Source organism: Lelliottia sp. SL45 (assembly GCF_026672535.1).
Classification (GTDB): Bacteria; Pseudomonadota; Gammaproteobacteria; order Enterobacterales; family Enterobacteriaceae; genus Enterobacter; species Enterobacter nimipressuralis.
In genome coordinates this window covers 146,161-164,840 of record NZ_JAPPRH010000002.1, presented here as the reverse complement: position 1 = coordinate 164,840, position 18,680 = coordinate 146,161, and the positions used below count along the sequence as shown (strand labels likewise).

18 protein-coding genes are annotated in these 18,680 nt (G+C 55.4%); 13 read left to right on the top strand and 5 right to left on the bottom strand.

The annotated features are described in order from the left end of the window. Positions 1-60: 60 nt before the first annotated feature. The 3 genes from lexA (at position 61) to OVA10_RS04680 (ending at position 2,410) form a co-directional block, all read left to right on the top strand. Positions 61-669 carry a transcriptional repressor LexA gene (gene lexA / locus OVA10_RS04690; RefSeq protein ID WP_100778063.1) on the top strand — a complete coding sequence of 203 codons (609 nt, stop codon included), beginning with the start codon at positions 61-63 and terminating at the stop codon, positions 667-669. 67 nt (positions 670-736) lie between these two features. Beyond that, the gene (gene dinF, locus OVA10_RS04685) at positions 737-2,059 is read left to right on the top strand and encodes an MATE family efflux transporter DinF (protein WP_268195507.1); all 1,323 of its coding nucleotides are present in this window, start codon (positions 737-739) and stop codon (positions 2,057-2,059) included. A 141-nt stretch (positions 2,060-2,200) separates the two neighbouring features. Next, positions 2,201-2,410: a CsbD family protein gene (locus OVA10_RS04680; RefSeq protein ID WP_095280331.1), complete on the top strand. Its 210-nt coding sequence runs from the start codon at positions 2,201-2,203 to the stop codon at positions 2,408-2,410. Positions 2,411-2,478: 68 nt separating this feature from the next. Here the strand turns inward: OVA10_RS04680 and zur are convergent, their stop codons facing one another. Beyond that, complete coding sequence (gene zur, locus OVA10_RS04675; protein ID WP_100778061.1) at positions 2,479-2,994, bottom strand: zinc uptake transcriptional repressor Zur; 516 nt, start codon at positions 2,992-2,994, stop codon at positions 2,479-2,481. Between the two features lie 116 nt (positions 2,995-3,110). On the opposite strand from zur, the gene OVA10_RS04670 reads away from it, so the two are divergent. From OVA10_RS04670 to pspG, 4 genes are all read left to right on the top strand, one after another. Next, complete coding sequence (locus OVA10_RS04670; protein WP_100778060.1) at positions 3,111-3,599, top strand: cupin domain-containing protein; 489 nt, start codon at positions 3,111-3,113, stop codon at positions 3,597-3,599. Between the two features lie 222 nt (positions 3,600-3,821). Then, positions 3,822-5,081 (top strand): conjugal transfer protein TraF, encoded by a 1,260-nt coding sequence (gene traF, locus OVA10_RS04665; RefSeq protein ID WP_371923377.1) that lies wholly within the window; start codon positions 3,822-3,824, stop codon positions 5,079-5,081. A gap of 81 nt (positions 5,082-5,162) precedes the next feature. After that, positions 5,163-6,158: a tRNA dihydrouridine(20/20a) synthase DusA gene (dusA, locus tag OVA10_RS04660; RefSeq protein ID WP_268195504.1), complete on the top strand. Its 996-nt coding sequence runs from the start codon at positions 5,163-5,165 to the stop codon at positions 6,156-6,158. Positions 6,159-6,296: 138 nt separating this feature from the next. Further along, positions 6,297-6,539, top strand: coding sequence for an envelope stress response protein PspG (pspG, locus tag OVA10_RS04655; RefSeq protein WP_100778057.1), 243 nt, complete (start codon positions 6,297-6,299; stop codon positions 6,537-6,539). Positions 6,540-6,716: 177 nt separating this feature from the next. Here the strand turns inward: pspG and OVA10_RS04650 are convergent, their stop codons facing one another. Beyond that, entirely contained in the window at positions 6,717-7,700 is a 984-nt protein-coding gene (locus tag OVA10_RS04650; protein ID WP_100778056.1) for a quinone oxidoreductase, read from the bottom strand. Between the two features lie 74 nt (positions 7,701-7,774). On the opposite strand from OVA10_RS04650, the gene dnaB reads away from it, so the two are divergent. The 5 genes from dnaB (at position 7,775) to OVA10_RS04625 (ending at position 13,142) form a co-directional block, all read left to right on the top strand. Then, positions 7,775-9,187, top strand: a complete 1,413-nt coding sequence (gene dnaB, locus OVA10_RS04645; RefSeq protein WP_100778055.1) for a replicative DNA helicase — start codon at positions 7,775-7,777, stop codon at positions 9,185-9,187. 90 nt (positions 9,188-9,277) lie between these two features. After that, on the top strand, positions 9,278-10,357 hold the full coding sequence (gene alr / locus OVA10_RS04640; RefSeq protein WP_181827172.1) for an alanine racemase: 1,080 nt from the start codon (positions 9,278-9,280) through the stop codon (positions 10,355-10,357). Between the two features lie 131 nt (positions 10,358-10,488). Next, on the top strand, positions 10,489-11,682 hold the full coding sequence (gene tyrB / locus OVA10_RS04635) for an aromatic amino acid transaminase (RefSeq protein WP_268195502.1): 1,194 nt from the start codon (positions 10,489-10,491) through the stop codon (positions 11,680-11,682). 275 nt (positions 11,683-11,957) lie between these two features. Next, positions 11,958-12,671, top strand: coding sequence for an acid phosphatase AphA (gene aphA, locus OVA10_RS04630; RefSeq protein ID WP_100778052.1), 714 nt, complete (start codon positions 11,958-11,960; stop codon positions 12,669-12,671). A 117-nt stretch (positions 12,672-12,788) separates the two neighbouring features. Next, the gene (locus OVA10_RS04625; RefSeq protein ID WP_100778051.1) at positions 12,789-13,142 is read left to right on the top strand and encodes an MmcQ/YjbR family DNA-binding protein; all 354 of its coding nucleotides are present in this window, start codon (positions 12,789-12,791) and stop codon (positions 13,140-13,142) included. A gap of 3 nt (positions 13,143-13,145) precedes the next feature. Here OVA10_RS04625 and uvrA read toward each other — a convergent pair whose 3' ends face one another. Then, positions 13,146-15,968 (bottom strand): excinuclease ABC subunit UvrA, encoded by a 2,823-nt coding sequence (gene uvrA / locus OVA10_RS04620; protein ID WP_100778050.1) that lies wholly within the window; start codon positions 15,966-15,968, stop codon positions 13,146-13,148. 246 nt (positions 15,969-16,214) lie between these two features. Between uvrA and ssb1 the strand changes: the two genes are divergently transcribed. Next, complete coding sequence (gene ssb1, locus OVA10_RS04615) at positions 16,215-16,742, top strand: single-stranded DNA-binding protein SSB1 (protein ID WP_100778048.1); 528 nt, start codon at positions 16,215-16,217, stop codon at positions 16,740-16,742. Positions 16,743-16,791: 49 nt separating this feature from the next. On the opposite strand, the gene OVA10_RS04610 is transcribed toward ssb1, so the two are convergent. Together OVA10_RS04610 and OVA10_RS04605 are read right to left on the bottom strand one after the other, a co-directional pair. Next, positions 16,792-17,646 carry an EAL domain-containing protein gene (locus OVA10_RS04610; RefSeq protein WP_268195501.1) on the bottom strand — a complete coding sequence of 285 codons (855 nt, stop codon included), beginning with the start codon at positions 17,644-17,646 and terminating at the stop codon, positions 16,792-16,794. Between the two features lie 239 nt (positions 17,647-17,885). Then, positions 17,886-18,647 carry an EAL domain-containing protein gene (locus OVA10_RS04605; RefSeq protein WP_123429867.1) on the bottom strand — a complete coding sequence of 254 codons (762 nt, stop codon included), beginning with the start codon at positions 18,645-18,647 and terminating at the stop codon, positions 17,886-17,888. Between the last annotated feature and the right edge of the window lie 33 nt (positions 18,648-18,680).

Below are 18,680 nucleotides of genomic sequence, written 5' to 3'. Positions count from 1 at the left end.
CAAAATCACCTTTAACTGTATATACTCACAGCATAACTGTATATACACCCAGGGGGCGGAATGAAAGCGTTAACGGCCAGACAGCAAGAGGTGTTTGATCTCATTCGAGATCATATCAGCCAGACGGGAATGCCACCGACGCGTGCGGAAATCGCGCAGCGCCTGGGCTTCCGTTCTCCAAATGCCGCTGAAGAGCATCTCAAAGCGCTGGCGCGTAAAGGCGTTCTTGAGATTGTCTCTGGTGCGTCACGCGGAATTCGCCTGCTGGTGGAAGAAGAAGAAGGTCTGCCACTTGTGGGTCGCGTCGCGGCGGGTGAGCCTTTGCTGGCACAGCAACATATTGAAGGTCACTATCAGGTCGATCCGGCCATGTTCAAGCCAAGTGCCGATTTCCTGCTGCGCGTCAGTGGGATGTCCATGAAAGACATCGGTATTCTGGATGGCGATCTGCTGGCGGTTCATAAAACGCAGGATGTGCGCAATGGGCAGGTTGTGGTTGCGCGTATCGACGACGAAGTGACCGTTAAGCGCCTGAAAAAACAGGGCAACACGGTTCAGCTGTTGCCAGAAAACAGCGAGTTTTCCCCGATTGTGGTGGATCTCCGCGAACAGGCTTTCTCTATTGAAGGTCTGGCTGTTGGTGTTATCCGCAACGGCGAATGGCTGTAATCTCTTACTGACAGGCTGTGGTCGCACCGCAGCCTGACTGTCTACTCTCAATTCCCGGTACTTTCTCATGTCTCTGCTGACAACCTCAGACAAGGCATTGTGGCGTCTTGCGCTGCCGATGATTTTCTCCAATATCACCGTTCCCCTGTTAGGACTGGTGGATACGGCGGTGATTGGTCATCTGGATTCCCCTGTTTACCTCGGCGGCGTGGCCATTGGCGCGACGGCGACCAGTTTCCTCTTCATGCTGCTGCTCTTTTTACGCATGAGCACCACCGGGCTGACTGCCCAGGCGTTTGGTGCCAAAGATCCCGTTCGACTTGCCCGTGCGCTGGTGCAGCCGCTGATCCTCGCCCTTGGCGCAGGGCTGCTAATTGTATTGCTGCGCACGCCGCTCATCGATTTGGCTCTGCATGTTGTGGGCGGTAGTGAAGCGGTGCTGGAACAGGCGCGGCGCTTCCTCGAAATCCGCTGGCTCAGCGCACCGGCATCGCTGGCAAATCTGGTTCTGCTCGGCTGGTTGCTGGGTGTGCAGTACGCGCGTGCGCCGGTGATCCTGCTGGTGGTGGGAAATTTACTCAATATCGTGCTCGATCTGTGGCTGGTGATGGGTCTGCACATGAACGTGCAGGGGGCGGCGCTGGCAACGGTGGTCGCAGAGTACGGCACTTTCTTCATTGGCCTATGGATGGTGAAACGCGTGCTGGCCATGCGGGGAATCTCATTCGCGATGCTCAAAACAGCGTGGCACGGCAACATCCGTAAACTGCTGGCGCTTAACCGCGACATCATGTTTCGCTCGCTGCTGCTGCAACTTTGCTTTGGCGCCCTGACGGTGTTCGGCGCGCGCCTGGGGCCGGAGATCGTGGCCGTAAACGCAGTGCTGATGACGTTGCTGACGTTCACCGCCTATGCGCTGGACGGTTTTGCCTATGCGGTGGAAGCCCATTCGGGCCAGGCCTATGGTGCCCGTGAGGCGGGGCAGTTGCAGGAGGTCTGGCGCGCGGCCTGTCGTCAGTCTGGGCTGGTGGCGCTGGTCTTCGCACTGATCTATGCCTTATTTGGCGGGCAGATTGTAGCGCTATTGACCTCGCTGCCTGAACTGAGAGAACTGGCTAATCACTACATCATCTGGCAGGTCGTGTTACCGGTGGTGGGGGTGTGGTGCTATCTGCTGGACGGTATGTTTATCGGCGCAACGCGCGGGGCGGAAATGCGCAACAGCATGGCAGTCGCGGCGGCCGGTTTCGCCCTGACGCTCTTCACGCTGCCCTGGCTCGGCAACCACGGTTTGTGGCTGGCGCTGGCGGTGTTCCTCGCCTTGCGCGGCCTGTCATTAGCGCTGATTTGGCGGCGCCACTGGCGCAATAACAGCTGGTTTAGCGGATAGCGTGATTTGACGAAACGGTTAAAGATTCTGAATCTCAACACGCATGCCGAATCCTTATCTACAATTATTATCACGTCCAGCAGAAATGAACGTAACGGACGACTCGAATTTACGTGATAACCGAACGATGAGGAATTGATTATGAATAAAGACGAAATCGGCGGTAACTGGAAACAGTTCAAAGGTAAAGCGAAAGAACAATGGGGTAAACTGACCGACGATGATGTGACCGTCATTGAAGGTAAACGCGAACAGCTGGTAGGTAAGATTCAGGAACGCTACGGCTACGCGAAAGATCAGGCGGAAAAAGAGGTTGTTGACTGGGAAAAACGCAACGACTACCGCTGGTAACAGAGTTCTACCCGTTGTACACGGAAGTACAATCCCTGAGGGCGGCCTAATGGCCGCCCGCTTCGTTTTTAGCGCGGTTTTTTCTTCACCAGAATGGAGTGATCGTGCTGACATTCACCCTGATGACGACAGGCTTCCACTTCGACACAGGCTGAACACAACCCGTGTGCTTCAATCACGTTATGGCGCAGGGCAAAGCCCATTTTAGCCGCCAGCGAATGCATAATATCTTCCACACCTTCCGCCCCCTCTTCTTTGACCGCGCCGCAGCGATCGCAGATAAACATGGCCGAGGTATGTGTTGGCTGATCGAAAAGATGGCACAGCACATAGCTGTTAGTCGACTCAACCTTATGCACAAAGCCTTGCTCCAGCAGGAAATCCAGCGCGCGATAAACGGTGGGCGGTTTCGCCTGCGGCTCGCTTTCACGCAGCAGATCGAGCAGATCGTAGGCGCTGATGGCACCGCGTTGCAGGCTCATCAGACGTAACACTTCAAGGCGCTGCGGGGTCAGGCGCACATTGCGTTGCGCACAGAGCTTTTCAGCTTGCGCTAACAGATCTTGCATCGTGGTCTTATCCATATCGCACCTCGAATTATGGAGTCTGGAAAACCCTCACTTTACCATGTTCTGCTGAAAACGCCGAGATCCGCCACAGTTGTGCTATACCTGACCCATCGCCACACGGGAAAAATACAATGAAAAGACCTGATTGCATCCGGCACTGGCGCGACGTCGAAGGTGCCGACGACTCCACTTATCCAGACAGTGACGAACTTTTTGCTATCGGCGCACCGCTGGCCCGCAAACTGGGGCTTGGGCGGATAGGTATCCACCATGAGCGCCTGCCGCCGGGCCGTCGCACTTCGTATCCGCACGCTGAAAGCGACGAAGAGGAGTTTATCTTTGTTATTGAAGGGTATCCCCAGGCGTGGATTAACGGATATTTATGGAAGCTAGAGCCGGGCGACAGCGTCGGTTTTCCGGCCGGAACTGGCGTGTGCCACACCTTTATCAATAACACCGATGAAGAGGTGCGGCTGCTGGTGGTGGGCGAGGCGAACAAAAAACACAACCGCATCTATTACCCGCTCAACCCGGTCTACGCCGCCACCCGCGAGGACCGCTGGGTGGACCATCCGCCGCAATTTTTTGGCCCTCACGACGGAAAACCTGGGCGAAAATAATATCCTCTTCTATAAATATTGAGGGCCGTCACAAATTACAACAGGCCTCGCGGAAGATTTAACTTAGGGAACAGGCGTGTCTTTTTGATGTTATTCACAGCAATAGTTCGTCCCTGTATGGGTGATAACTGACAGGGGTTGTTTAATAACAGACTATAAAACGAGCATACTGTGAAAAAACATTTTAAATTTTCGGTGGTTAGCATCGCTGTCTCCCTGTTTATGGCAAACGAGGCGGGAGCAGCCAATACCTGGACAGAAGCGCGTAGCGACGCGATGGGCGGTACTGGCGTTGCATCAGGCAATTACGGTAGCGGAGCGTTTATTAACCCGGCACTGCTGGCAAAAGCAAAACCGGATGACGACATTACCGTTATTTTGCCTTCGGTCGGCGCACAGATTACTGACAAAGATAATCTGCAGGATCAGATCGACGATATCAGCGATAAAGTCGATTACTACGACGATGTGATTAACAGCCTGACAGCGGCTGAGATCATCGCCAATCCTTTGGGATCCGTTAACCAGTTTCAGAGTGCCGCGAAAGATCTTGCTGACGAGCTGGACGATCTGAAAGGTAAAACCGCTCGCGCCACCGCCGGTGCCGGGATTGCGGTCAGCATTCCAAATAACGTGCTGGCGGTCGCCTTTGTGGCGAAAGGCAACGCTCACGCACGGGTAAGTTCCTCTATTGACCAGCAGGATATCGATTATCTGCGCAGCATCCAGAACAGCAAACTGGTGGCGGGCAGCGTCGCGCTTGATGCCGCTCTTAACGGTTCGGATGAGATCACCAAAAACCTCAACTCCACGGCCTCAGGCCGGGCAGCGATTGTCTCTGACTATGGCGTCGCGGTGGCCCGTCAGTTTGATATTGGCGATGTGCCGGTCTCGGTCGGTATCACGCCAAAACTGCAAAAAACCTGGCTCTACAACTACACCACCTCCATTTACACCTATGACAGCAGCGACTGGAACAGCAGCCGCTATCGCACGGACGATACTGGCTTTAACGTGGATGCCGGTGTGGCCGCCGATTTTGGCGAGAACTGGACGGTGGGCTTGAGCGGGCAGAACCTGATGTCGCGCGATATCGATACCAAAGATATCCGTATCCGCAATGGCCGCACGGGTGACGTGGTGAGCTACAAAGATACCTACCAGATCCGTCCGCTGGTGACTGCGGGCGTGGCCTGGCATAACGATCTGGTGACCCTGACTGCCGATGGCGATCTGACTGAAACCAAAGGCTTCAAGAGCGAAGATAACTCTCAGTACGTCGGCGTCGGCGCCGAGGTCACTCCGCTCAGCTGGCTGGCGGTGCGCGCCGGTTATCGCGCGGACGTGAAGGACAATGACAGCAACGTCTTCACCGGCGGTGTTGGCTTTGCGCCGTTCAACGCGGTCCATGTGGATCTGATGGGTCTGTACGGCGAGGACAAAACCTGGGGGGCAGGCGCGCAGCTGAGCGTCACCTTCTAAGACGACCGGAGGCCATGCGCCTCCGGCTTTTCTTTGTGCTATAGTAGCGCCCCTTTTCCACCACATGCTTAAAACTTCGCCATGCCGTCAGAACTACAGTCCGATTTCCCTGCACACCGTTTTTCCATCGCGCCGATGCTCGACTGGACCGACAGACACTGCCGCTATTTCTTGCGTCAGCTCTCTCGCCACACGCTGCTGTACACCGAAATGGTCACCACCGGGGCGATCATTCACGGAAAGGGCGACTATCTGGCCTACAGCGAAGAAGAGCATCCGGTTGCGTTGCAGCTTGGTGGCAGCGATCCGGCGGCGCTGGCGCATTGTGCGAAACTGGCGCAAGAGCGTGGGTACGACGAAATTAACCTCAACGTCGGCTGCCCGTCCGATCGCGTGCAGAACGGCATGTTCGGCGCGTGCCTGATGGGGAATGCCCAACTGGTGGCGGATTGCGTCAAAGCGATGCGCGATGTGGTGTCGATTCCGGTGACGGTCAAAACCCGTATCGGCATCGACGATCAGGACAGCTACGAATTCCTGTGCGATTTCATCGACACTGTATCCGGGAAGGGCGAGTGCGAGATGTTTATTATCCACGCGCGTAAAGCCTGGTTGTCCGGTCTCAGTCCAAAAGAGAACCGTGAAATTCCGCCGCTGGACTACCCGCGCGTGTATCAGCTAAAGCGTGATTTCCCGCATCTGACAATGTCGATTAACGGCGGTATCAAGTCTCTCGACGAAGCCAAAGCCCATTTAGAACATATGGATGGCGTCATGGTAGGCCGCGAGGCGTATCAAAATCCGGGCATTCTGGCCTCGGTGGATCGGGAGATCTTTGGCGTTGAGCGCGCCGATAACGATCCGGTGGCCGTGGTGCGTGCCATGTACCCGTACATCGAACGTGAGCTGAGCAATGGTACCTATCTGGGCCACGTGACGCGTCATATGCTCGGGTTGTTCCAGGGCATTCCAGGGGCGCGTCAGTGGCGTCGCTACCTGAGTGAAAACGCGCATAAAGCCGGGGCGGATATCGAAGTGCTGGAGCAGGCCCTGCGTCTGGTCGCTGACAAGCGATAATTTTCACTAAAAGTTCGTCAAATTCACCACGCCCTGCGAATGTTCGCGGGGCGTTTTGTTTTGAATTCAATAAGTTAAATTTGGCACGTTTCTTGTAATACTCACTACATCTTTATGGTATTGACGTGGGAGAGAGCCATGCTGGAATTGCTGTTTGTGATTGGATTTTTTGTCATGCTGATGGCGACCGGAATTTCGCTGCTTGGCATTCTGGCGGCACTGGTTGTGGCGACGGTGGTGATGTTTATCGGTGGGCTGTTTGCACTGATGCTAAAACTGTTGCCGTGGTTGCTGTTGGCGGTGGCCGTGGTGTGGGTAATTCGGGCGATAAAAGCGCCAAAAGTCCCACAGTATCAGCGCAATAACCGCTTTCGTTACTAAGGTATTGAGGTCTTCGTCACATACCTGCAACTTTTCCGGCAGCGATGCTTAGAACAGAATAGGATTTACTTATCGAATCTGTCACTATTGCCGCCGTTAAAGAATTCATCGAGCTGTACCCTACATACAGCCGAACTAAAAAAAGAAAGGGCTTCCTACGGGAAGCCCTAATTCTTTTTAAGGGATCAGCAAACTCGATCCCTGCGTCACACGACTCTCCAGCACCTCATGCGCGCGCTGTGCATCGCTCAGCGGATATTTCTGCGCCTCAGCCACGTCCACTTTAATCACGCCGCTGGCGATCAGCGAAAATAGCTCATTGCTGGCTTCTGTCAGTTCGTCACGGGTGGTGATGTAACCTTGCAGGGAAGGGCGCGTCACGTACAGCGAGCCTTTCTGATTCAGAATACCCAGATTCACCCCGGTGACCGCGCCCGAGGCGTTGCCAAAGCTCACCATCAAACCCCGACGCTGCAGGCAGTCCAGCGACGCTTCCCAGGTGTCTTTCCCTACCGAGTCATACACCACGCGCAGTTTCTTGCCGCCGGTGATCTCTTTCACCCGCTCGGCGATGCTCTCTTCGCGATAGTTGATCACCTGCCACGCGCCAGCCTGTAACGCCCGCTGCGCTTTTTGGGCGCTGCCGACGGTACCGATCAGTTTTGCGCCCAGCGCTTTTGCCCACTGGCAGGCGATAAGCCCAACGCCACCCGCTGCGGCGTGGAACAGGAACTGCTCGTCAGGTTTGATTTCGTAGGTTTTGCGCAGCAGATAATAGACCGTCAGCCCTTTCAGGAAGGAGGCGGCGGCCTGTTCGAATGAGATCGCGTTCGGCAGAATGGCGGCCTTATCGGCGGGCACGTTGTGAATCGAACTGTACGCGCCCAACGGCGACTGGGCGTACACCACGCGATCGCCCTCTTTAATATGCTTCACGCCGCTGCCGATTTTAACCACGACACCCGCAGCCTCGGTCCCCAGACCGCTCGGCAGGGCTGGCGGTGGATAAAGCCCGCCGCGAATGTAGGTGTCGATATAGTTGATACCGATGGCCTTGTTTTCGACCTGGATTTCATTTTCCCCAGGCGGCGTGGGGGTAAACTCCACGGCCTTGAGGACTTCTGGACCACCATGCTTGTGAAATTCGATACGAGTTGCCACGTTGAACTCCTTTGTCGATTCATTTGCAGACGGTTATACTTCCCCGTCTCTCAATTTATGGTAATCCATTCACTATGGCAGGAAATAAACCCTTCAACAAACAGACTGAGCCTCGCGAGCGCGATTTGCAGGTCGCCGGACTCAAAGTCCCGCCGCACTCGATTGAAGCGGAACAGTCGGTGTTGGGCGGTTTAATGCTGGACAACGAGCGCTGGGACGATGTCGCCGAGCGCGTGGTATCCGACGATTTTTATACTCGTCCACACCGCCATATCTTTACCGAAATGGCGCGCCTGCAGGAAGCCGGTAGCCCGATTGACCTGATTACACTGGCAGAATCGCTGGAGCGTCAGGGGCAGCTGGATTCGGTCGGTGGATTTGCCTATCTGGCAGAGTTATCGAAAAACACGCCAAGTGCGGCGAACATCAGCGCTTATGCAGATATCGTGCGCGAACGCGCCGTTGTGCGCGAGATGATCGCCGTTGCGAACGAGATCGCCGAAGCGGGCTTTGATCCACAGGGCCGTACCAGCGAAGATTTGCTGGACCTCGCCGAATCCCGCGTCTTCAAGATCGCCGAAAGCCGCGCCAATAAAGACGAAGGTCCGCGAAATATCGCCGACGTGCTCGACTCCACCGTCGCGCGTATCGAACAGCTTTTCCAGCAGCCGCATGACGGCGTGACCGGCGTAAATACCGGTTACGACGATCTCAACAAAAAAACCGCCGGTTTGCAGCCGTCGGATCTGATTATCGTCGCGGCGCGTCCGTCGATGGGTAAAACGACATTTGCGATGAACCTCGTCGAAAACGCGGCGATGTTGCAGGATAAACCGGTGCTTATCTTCAGTCTTGAGATGCCATCGGACCAGATTATGATGCGTTCCCTGGCGTCCCTGTCGCGCGTGGATCAGACCCGTATTCGTACCGGTCAGCTTGACGACGAAGACTGGGCGCGCATTTCAGGCACCATGGGCATTCTGCTGGAAAAACGGAACATCTATATCGATGACTCCTCCGGCCTGACGCCGACGGAAGTGCGCTCCCGTGCGCGCCGTATCGCCCGCGAACACGGCGGCATCGGCCTTATCATGATTGACTACCTGCAGCTGATGCGCGTGCCGTCGCTCTCCGATAACCGTACTCTGGAAATTGCAGAAATTTCTCGCTCACTCAAGGCGTTAGCCAAAGAGTTGCAGGTGCCCGTCGTGGCGCTGTCACAGCTTAACCGCTCCCTGGAACAACGTGCCGATAAGCGCCCGGTCAACTCCGACCTGCGTGAATCAGGCTCCATCGAGCAGGATGCCGACTTGATCATGTTCATCTACCGTGACGAGGTCTATCACGAGAACAGCGACATGAAAGGCATCGCGGAAATCATTATTGGTAAGCAGCGTAACGGCCCGATCGGGACGGTGCGTCTGACGTTTAACGGTCAGTGGTCGCGTTTTGATAATTATGCGGGGCCGCAGTACGACGACGAATAAATCCTCGTCATCCTTCGCGTTACAGCCACCGCCGCTGGAACGCAAATGATTCAGAGGATTGGATTTATTTCATTAAGGCAAGGAATTCGAATGCAAGCGGCAACTGTAGTCATTAACCGCCGCGCTCTGCGACACAACCTGCAACGTCTGCGTGAACTGGCGCCCGCCAGTAAGCTCGTTGCAGTCGTGAAAGCGAACGCTTACGGACACGGTCTTCTTGAGACCGCGCGAACGCTCCCTGATGCCGATGCCTTTGGCGTCGCCCGTCTCGAAGAAGCCCTGCACCTGCGCGCGGGCGGCATCACCCAACCGATTCTGTTACTCGAAGGCTTTTTCGAAGCCGACGATCTGACGACGATTGCCGATCAGCATCTCCATACCGCCGTGCATAACGAAGAGCAGCTGGCCGCACTAGAAGCTGCGACCCTCAGCGAGCCGGTCACCGTGTGGATGAAACTCGACACTGGCATGCATCGCCTGGGCGTGCGCCCGGAGCAGGCAGAGGCGTTTTATCAGCGCCTGAGCCAGTGCAAAAACGTGCGTCAGCCGGTGAATATCGTCAGCCACTTTGCCCGTGCCGATGAGCCTGAGTGCGGCGCCACGGAGCAGCAGCTCGACATCTTTAACACCTTCTGCGAAGGCAAGGCGGGAATGCGCTCTATCGCGGCGTCCGGCGGTATTTTGCTCTGGCCGCAGTCGCACTTCGACTGGGCGCGTCCGGGCATTATTCTCTACGGCGTTTCGCCGCTGGAAAGTAAACCCTGGGGGCCTGATTTTGGCTTCCAGCCGGTGATGTCGCTGGTCTCCAGCCTGATTGCCGTGCGTGAGCATCAGGCGGGTGAACCGGTTGGCTACGGCGGCACCTGGGTGAGCGAGCGCGATACGCGTCTGGGCGTGGTGGCGATGGGCTACGGCGACGGTTATCCGCGCGCGGCACCGTCCGGTACGCCCGTGCTGGTGAATGGCCGTCAGGTGAAACTTGTCGGGCGTGTCGCGATGGACATGATTTGCGTCGATCTCGGGCCTGATGCCGCCGACAAAGCGGGCGATCCGGTCGTGATGTGGGGCGAAGGTTTACCCGTTGAGCGCATTGCTGAAATTACGAAAGTGAGTGCTTACGAACTTATCACGCGCCTGACGTCGCGGGTGGCGATGAAGTACGTCGATTAACGCCCATTGAGTGCCGGGTGGCGGCTTCGCCTCACCCGGCATGCACCTTGTGATGAACATCCCCTCGATCTTCTCGCGCTTCCGGTTTATTGTTGAAATCCCTGCCTGACAGATATCCGGAGATACATCGCGTGTTCCAGAAAGTTGACGCCTACGCCGGCGACCCCATTCTCTCCTTAATGGAGCGTTTCAAAGAAGATTCACGCAGCGACAAAGTGAACCTCAGCATCGGTCTTTACTACAACGAAGACGGCATTATTCCTCAACTGCAGTCGGTGGCCGAAGCCGAAGCGCGTCTCAACGCGGTGCCGCACGGCGCCTCGCTCTATCTGCCGATGGAAGGGCTGAACACCTACCGCGACACCATTGCGCCGCTGCTGTTTGGTGCCGATCACCCGGTATTAACGCAAAAACGCGTCGCAACTATTCAGACGCTGGGTGGTTCCGGTGCGCTGAAAGTGGGCGCCGATTTTTTGAAAAAATACTTCCCCGATTCAGGCGTATGGGTCAGCGATCCGACCTGGGAAAACCACGTTGCGATTTTTGAAGGCGCGGGCTTTGCCGTCAGCACCTATCCGTGGTTCGACAACGACACCAAAGGTGTACGCGTTGAAGCGCTGCTGGAAAAACTGCACACCTTGCCGGAGCGCAGCATCGTCCTGCTGCACCCATGCTGCCACAACCCAACCGGTTCGGATCTGACCAACAGCCAGTGGGATGCGGTCATTGAGGTGTTGAAAGCGCGGAATCTGATCCCGTTCCTCGACATCGCCTATCAGGGCTTTGGCGCAGGCATGGAAGAGGATGCCTACGCGATCCGCGCGATTGCCAGCGCCGGGCTGCCAGCACTGGTGAGCAACTCCTTCTCGAAAATTTTCTCCCTGTACGGCGAGCGTGTCGGCGGGTTGTCGGTGGTCTGCGAAGACGAACAGGCAGCAGGTCGCGTGCTTGGCCAGCTCAAAGCCACCGTGCGTCGTATCTACTCCAGCCCGCCAGCTTTCGGTGCGCAGGTCGTGGCGACGGTTCTGGGCGATGAGGGCCTGAAAGCGACCTGGCTTGCTGAAGTGGAAGCGATGCGTACGCGTATTCTGGCGATACGTCAGGCGCTGGTTAACGCCCTGAAAAGCGCGTTACCGGAGCATAACTTCGATTATCTGCTCAAGCAGCGTGGGATGTTCAGCTACACCGGGCTGAGCGCGCAGCAGGTCGATCGTCTGCGTGAAGAGTTTGGCGTCTATCTGATTGCCAGCGGCCGCATGTGTGTCGCAGGGCTGAATGCGCATAACGTTCAGCGCGTCGCACAGGCGTTTGCGGCTGTGATGTAAGCACTCACTTACTCTTTTGGGTTCGTACCCATTAACGCCCGGTGGCGCTGTGCGTACCGGGCCAATAACGGTGACCACGACCTGAATCGCAGGCCGGGTAAGGCGCAATGGCCACCCGGCTTTTTTGTTTTTCCCGCTTTGTGATATCCCTCCCTTTACCAGGGACAATCTGAAAAATTTCCTTTCCTTCGCCTGGCTCAGGGGTTAAGGTCTGATAGATTTTTGACCATTCGCTCAATTTAAAACGATAACAAACTGAATATTCAGGGGAATACATGCGCAAGATCACACTGGCGCTCAGCGCCGCCTGCTTATTGTTCTCGCTTAATAGTGCAGTCGGTGCCCGAGCCTCCGCACCAACGCCGCTTTACACCGGAACCACCGCCGCCATTCTGGCTGAACAAGCCCCCATTCACTGGGTCTCCGTGGCACAAATTGAAAATAGCCTGATGGGCCGCGCGCCAATGGCTGTCGGTTTTGACATCGACGATACCGTCCTCTTTTCAAGCCCTGGCTTCTGGCGAGGCAAAAAAACTTACTCGCCTGAGAGCGAGGAGTATCTGAAGAACCCGGAATTCTGGGAAAAAATGAACAACGGCTGGGATGAATTCAGTATCCCGAAAGAGGTGGGTCGCGCACTGATTGCGATGCACGTAAAACGCGGCGACAGCATCTATTTCATCACCGGTCGCAGCCAGACCAAAACGGAAACCGTCAGCAAAACCCTGCAGGGCGATTTTTCTATTCCGCCAGCGAATATGAATCCGGTGATTTTTGCCGGGGATAAGCACGGGCAAAACACCAAGACCCAGTGGCTGGAACAGAAAAATATCAAAGTGTTCTACGGCGATTCGGATAACGATATCTCTGCCGCCCGTGATGTCGGTGCCCGTGGCATCCGCGTTCTGCGCGCCTCCAACTCGACGTACCGCCCGCTGCCTATGGCCGGCTCTTTTGGCGAAGAGGTGATTGTTAATTCTGAATACTGATAATCGATGATTATTTGTACAAATTGGGCCTGCCCGGGTTTACCTTTTGTCGTCTTGCTGCACACTTAAAGAGGCAAGTCCTCAGGTCGCACTCAACCCACTCACAGGGGAGCAAAGATGACAATTTCGGAGATACTGCAATATTGCATGAATAAACCGGGCGCCGGGCAAAGTGTCCACAGCGACTGGAAAGCTACGCAGATCAAAGTGGCTGACGTGCTGTTTGCGATGGTAAAAGAGGTAGAAGGGCGTCCGGCGGCATCGTTAAAAACCAGCCCGGAACTGGCGGACTTGTTGCGTCAGCAGCACAGCGATGTGCGCCCAAGCAAGCATCTGAATAAAGCGCACTGGAGCACCGTTTATCTCGACGGCTCGCTGCCCGATTCGCAGATTTACTATTTGGTGGATGCCTCTTACAAGCAGGCCTTTGAGCTGCTGCCGGAAAATACCCGACAGCAGCTTTCAGACTGAGGATTACAGCAGAGGTTTAAGGAAGCGCGCGGTGTGCGAGGCTTCGCACTCGGCAACTGTCTCTGGCGTACCGGAGACGAGGATTTCACCGCCGCCGCTGCCGCCTTCCGGACCGAGATCCACAATCCAGTCTGCGGTTTTGATGACATCCAGATTGTGCTCAATGACCACAATGGTGTTGCCCTGATCGCGCAGCTGATGCAGCACTTCAAGCAACTGCTGGATATCGGCAAAGTGCAGGCCGGTGGTTGGCTCATCCAGGATATACAGCGTCTGGCCTGTACCGCGTTTCGACAGTTCACGCGCCAGCTTCACGCGCTGGGCTTCACCGCCGGAGAGCGTTGTCGCTGACTGCCCGAGACGAATGTAGGTCAGCCCCACGTCCATCAGCGTTTGCAGCTTACGCGCCAGCGCAGGCACCGCATCGAAGAATTCACGCGCCTCTTCAATGGTCATATCCAGCACTTCGTGGATCGTTTTGCCTTTGTACTTAATCTCCAGCGTTTCGCGGTTATAGCGCTTGCCTTTGCACTGATCGCACGGCACGTAGATATCCGGCAGGAAGTGCATTTCAACTTTGATCACACCGTCGCCCTGACAGGCTTCACAGCGGCCACCGCGCACGTTAAAGCTGAAACGTCCTGGCGTATACCCGCGCGAGCGTGATTCAGGAACACCGGCAAACAGTTCACGTACAGGTGTAAAGACGCCCGTATACGTAGCCGGGTTTGAACGCGGCGTACGGCCAATCGGGCTTTGATCGATATCGATCACTTTATCGAAATGTTCCAGGCCCTGAATGTCGCGATATGGCGCTGGCTCGGCGAGCGTTGCACCGTTCAGCTGAGTCTGTGCAATCGGGAACAAGGTATCGTTAATCAGCGTCGATTTACCGGAACCCGACACCCCGGTGACACAGGTGAACAGCCCAACCGGCAGCGTCAGCGTGACGTCTTTCAGGTTGTTGCCGCGCGCGCCAGTCAGCTTCAGCACTTTCTCTGGGTTGGCCGCAACGCGCTGCTTCGGCACGTCGATTTTGCGTTTGCCGCTCATGAACTGCCCGGTCAACGACTCCGGAACGGCCATGATGTCGGCCAGTGTCCCTTCGGCGACCACCTGGCCGCCATGCACACCCGCACCAGGGCCGATATCGATGACGTGGTCTGCGGCGCGGATTGCGTCTTCGTCGTGCTCGACCACAATCACCGTATTACCCAAATTACGCAGGTGGATCAGCGTGCCGAGCAGGCGTTCGTTATCGCGCTGGTGCAGGCCGATGGACGGCTCATCCAGCACGTACATCACCCCGACTAAACCCGCGCCAATCTGGCTTGCCAGACGGATACGCTGCGCTTCGCCGCCGGAGAGGGTCTCCGCTGAGCGAGAAAGTGACAGATAGTTCAGGCCGACGTTCACGAGGAACTTCAGGCGATCGCCAATCTCTTTCAGCACTTTCTCCGCAATCTGCGCGCGCTGGCCGGAGAGCTTAAGATTGGTGAAGAAGTCCATCGCGTGGCCGATGCTCATGTCTGAGATGGTCGGCAGCGCCGTGTTCTCGACAAAGACATGGCGAGCCTCGCGGCGCAGACGCGTCCCTTCACAGGTGGTGCAGGAGCGGTTGCTGATAAACTTCGCCAGCTCCTCGCGCACTGCGCTGGACTCGGTCTCTTTGTAGCGGCGTTCCATGTTATGCAACACGCCTTCGAACGGATGGCGGCGCACGGAAGTATCGCCGCGATCGTTCATGTACTTGAACTCGATGTTCTCTTTGCCGGAACCTGACAGCACCACTTTATGAACATTCGGGCTTAAGCTCGCCCACGGCGCTTCGATGTCGAACTTATAGTGTTCGGCCAGGGATTTCAGCATCTGGAAGTAGTAGAAATTACGGCGATCCCAGCCGCGAATCGCGCCACCCGCCAGCGAAAGCTCCGGATTCTGAATGATGCGATCCGGATCGAAATATTGCTGCACGCCCAGACCATCACAGGTAGGGCACGCGCCAGCCGGGTTGTTAAACGAGAACAGACGCGGTTCCAGTTCGCGCATGCTGTAGCCGCAAATCGGACAGGCAAAGTTCGCGGAGAAGAGCAGCTCTTCGGCTTTCGCATCGTCCATATCCGCGACGATAGCGGAACCACCCGACAGCTCCAGCGCCGTTTCGAACGATTCGGCCAGACGCTGCGTGAGATCGTCGCGCACTTTAAAGCGGTCAATCACCACTTCAATGGTGTGTTTCTTTTGCAGTTCCAGCTTCGGCGGATCGGAAAGGTCACACACTTCCCCGTCGATACGCGCGCGGATGTAGCCCTGGCTTGCCAGGTTTTCCAGCGTTTTGGTGTGCTCGCCTTTCCTGTCTTTAATGATTGGCGCCAGCAGCATCAGGCGTTTGCCTTCAGGCTGCGCCAGCACGTTATCCACCATCTGACTGACGGTTTGCGCGGCCAGCGGCACGTCATGATCCGGGCAGCGCGGCTCGCCCACGCGGGCAAACAGCAGACGCAGATAGTCATGAATTTCAGTAATCGTACCAACCGTAGAACGCGGGTTGTGGGACGTTGATTTCTGCTCAATGGAAATGGCAGGCGACAACCCTTCGATATGGTCGACGTCCGGCTTTTCCATCAGTGACAGGAACTGACGCGCATAGGCGGAGAGCGATTCAACGTAACGACGCTGTCCTTCGGCATACAAGGTGTCGAAAGCCAGAGATGACTTGCCAGAACCCGATAGCCCGGTCACGACAATCAGCTTGTCGCGAGGGATTATGAGGTTGATATTCTTGAGATTATGGGTGCGGGCGCCCCGTACTTCGATCTTATCCATTCACCTTTCCCGGTAGAGACTCGGATGCCTGGTTTGTTTGAAGGACAAACGGCAGAAACGGCTAATTATGACACAATCTGACCTGTTTGAATATACAGTATTGGAATGCAGCTTCTGATTTAATGTGCAACAATGTTTAGTGAGCGTGAGTTGTCTGGAATCACCGTCGCAGCTATCAAAATGTGCCGTGGAAATGGTACACTCGCGCGCTTACACTATTAAGAAACGTATTCAGGAGACACGATCATGGCCAGCAGAGGCGTAAACAAGGTGATTCTCGTCGGTAATCTGGGCCAGGACCCGGAAGTACGCTACATGCCGAGTGGTGGCGCAGTTGCCAACATTACGCTGGCTACTTCCGAATCCTGGCGTGATAAAGCGACCGGTGAGATGAAAGAGCAGACTGAATGGCACCGCGTTGTGTTGTTCGGCAAACTGGCAGAAGTGGCTGGTGAATATCTGCGTAAAGGTTCTCAGGTGTATATCGAAGGTCAGCTTCGTACCCGTAAATGGACCGATCAGTCCGGTGCAGAAAAGTACACCACTGAAGTTGTGGTAAACGTCGGCGGCACCATGCAGATGCTGGGTGGCCGTCAGGGCGGTGGCGCACCTGCAGGCGGCGGCCAGCAGCAGCAGGGTAGCTGGGGTCAGCCTCAGCAGCCACAGGGCGGCAATCAGTTCAGCGGCGGCGCGCAGTCTCGTCCGCAGCAGCAGTCTGCTCCAGCACCGTCTAATGAACCACCAATGGATTTCGACGACGATATCCCGTTCTAAGGTTTGCAGACATCAGTATTAAAAAAGCCCCTTTCGGGGCTTTTTGTTTTTACCTGGCGGCGTAATTTCTTAAAAATGTCACAAAATCACCAAATGCGAGCGGTTTTGCATAGAAATAACCCTGTAAACAGTCGATCTGATTCGCCTTCAGATACTCCACCTGATAGTCATACTCCACGCCTTCTGCGGTGGTGAGAATGTTCATTCTTTTCGCCATATCAATCACGCAGTCAATCAGCGGCGTGGCGTTATCGCGCGTGATCTGACGGACAAACATGCGGTCGATTTTGATGTAGTCGGGGCTAAGGTTGGCAATAAACGCCAGATTCGAAAAGCCGGTGCCGAAATCATCCAGCGCAATCTTGATGCCACTACTTTTTATGCGGGTTACCTTCCTCGCCATCGCCTCGCCAATATCAATGTTTTCGCGCTCGGTAATTTCAAAGACCAGCGTCAGGCCCTGTGCCGCCAAAACCGGTGCCCAGCGGTCTACAAAGGCATCGAAGGCGTCATCCGTCAAATGGCTGTAGCTGATATTGAGATTAAGGTTAAACCCAGGCTGGAGCGTCATTGTGCCTTGCTGAATATCCTTCACCACTTGCTCCAGCAGGCTTTCCGTTAAATCGATAATCAACGCCGTGCGCTCCGCCACCGGGATAAACAGGTCCGGTGGAATAAACCCCAACTCATGATGACGCCAGCGAGCGAGGATCTCCGCGCCTGAGACGACATTGGTATGGGCGCAAATCAGCGGCTGATAATGCGGGTGGATCTTACGCTGCCGAATCGCATTGGCCAGCTGGTGATAAAGAGAGTGGCGACGCACCGCCAGTCGCCAGACGACGCCCGCCATAATACAGGACATCGCAAGGATAAAACTGACAGAAATCCAGGATGTCGCCATGGCCTTTAACGTGTGATTCAACCGGGGCTCATGGTCTGCCTGGATATAAACGGGTGCCTCATTCTCACTATTTTTTTTCTGATGGTTATACATGCTGGCCAGCGCAATCATCGCGGTCACAACGAATGTCAGCACAAAGGCCATACATGAAATGATGACTCTGTTCTTTTTTGTTCGAAGAAGATATTGCTGATACATGAGGATTATTTTCTTATACGCATGGTCGGGCAGGCAGTCTGTTAGCGTTCGGGCTGCATATATTCCTGGTGAAAATGCTCTTTGCTGAGAGGCCGAGAGAAGAGAAAACCTTGTCCATATTTCACTCCGTGACGCAGCATGGTGGAGACATGGGTATAGTTTTCAACGCCTTCGATAATTACGTCGATATCTCTTTTATTGATATCGTCCAGCATCAAACAGGTGTTGTCGAGATTCGCTGCGGCAAGACAGCTTTTGTCCAGTTTAATGTAGTCGGTTGTCCAGACGGCGAGCCTGGCGTGCAGCCTCTCCAGGCCGTTAATTCCGTCCCAGGCGAGCTGAATGCCCGCGTGGCTCAGCTGTTCGAGGTTTTGGCGAATGGCGGGTTCCGGGCAATCGACGCTGTCCGTAATTTCAAAAACGAAGTTTCGTGGAGGCAGATGGTTTTGTTGCAGCAGGTTAATGGCGCGCGCGGCAAAAGCGCTGTCGTTCAACTGAATCTGAGAAATATTCAGTGTGAAGAGCTGGTTTTCTCGCAATGCCTGCTGCTTCCTGGCGATAAATGCAAACGCCTGAGCCATAACGTAATCGCCCATTGGCACGATCCCACCCGTCTCTTCCAGTTGACGAATAAAGAGGTTTGGCGGAACAATATTGCGCCGATGGGTGCCGCGCACCAGCACCTCGCCGCCAATGCAGACGAAGCGCGAGAGATCGAAAATAGGTTGAATGACAAAATCGATGCCAGCATCGAGCCTGTTTTTTTCGACACTCTGAACGACAAAATGTGTACTTTTTTCCATACCAGCCTCATAGCCAAAAGGTTACCCGTTTAA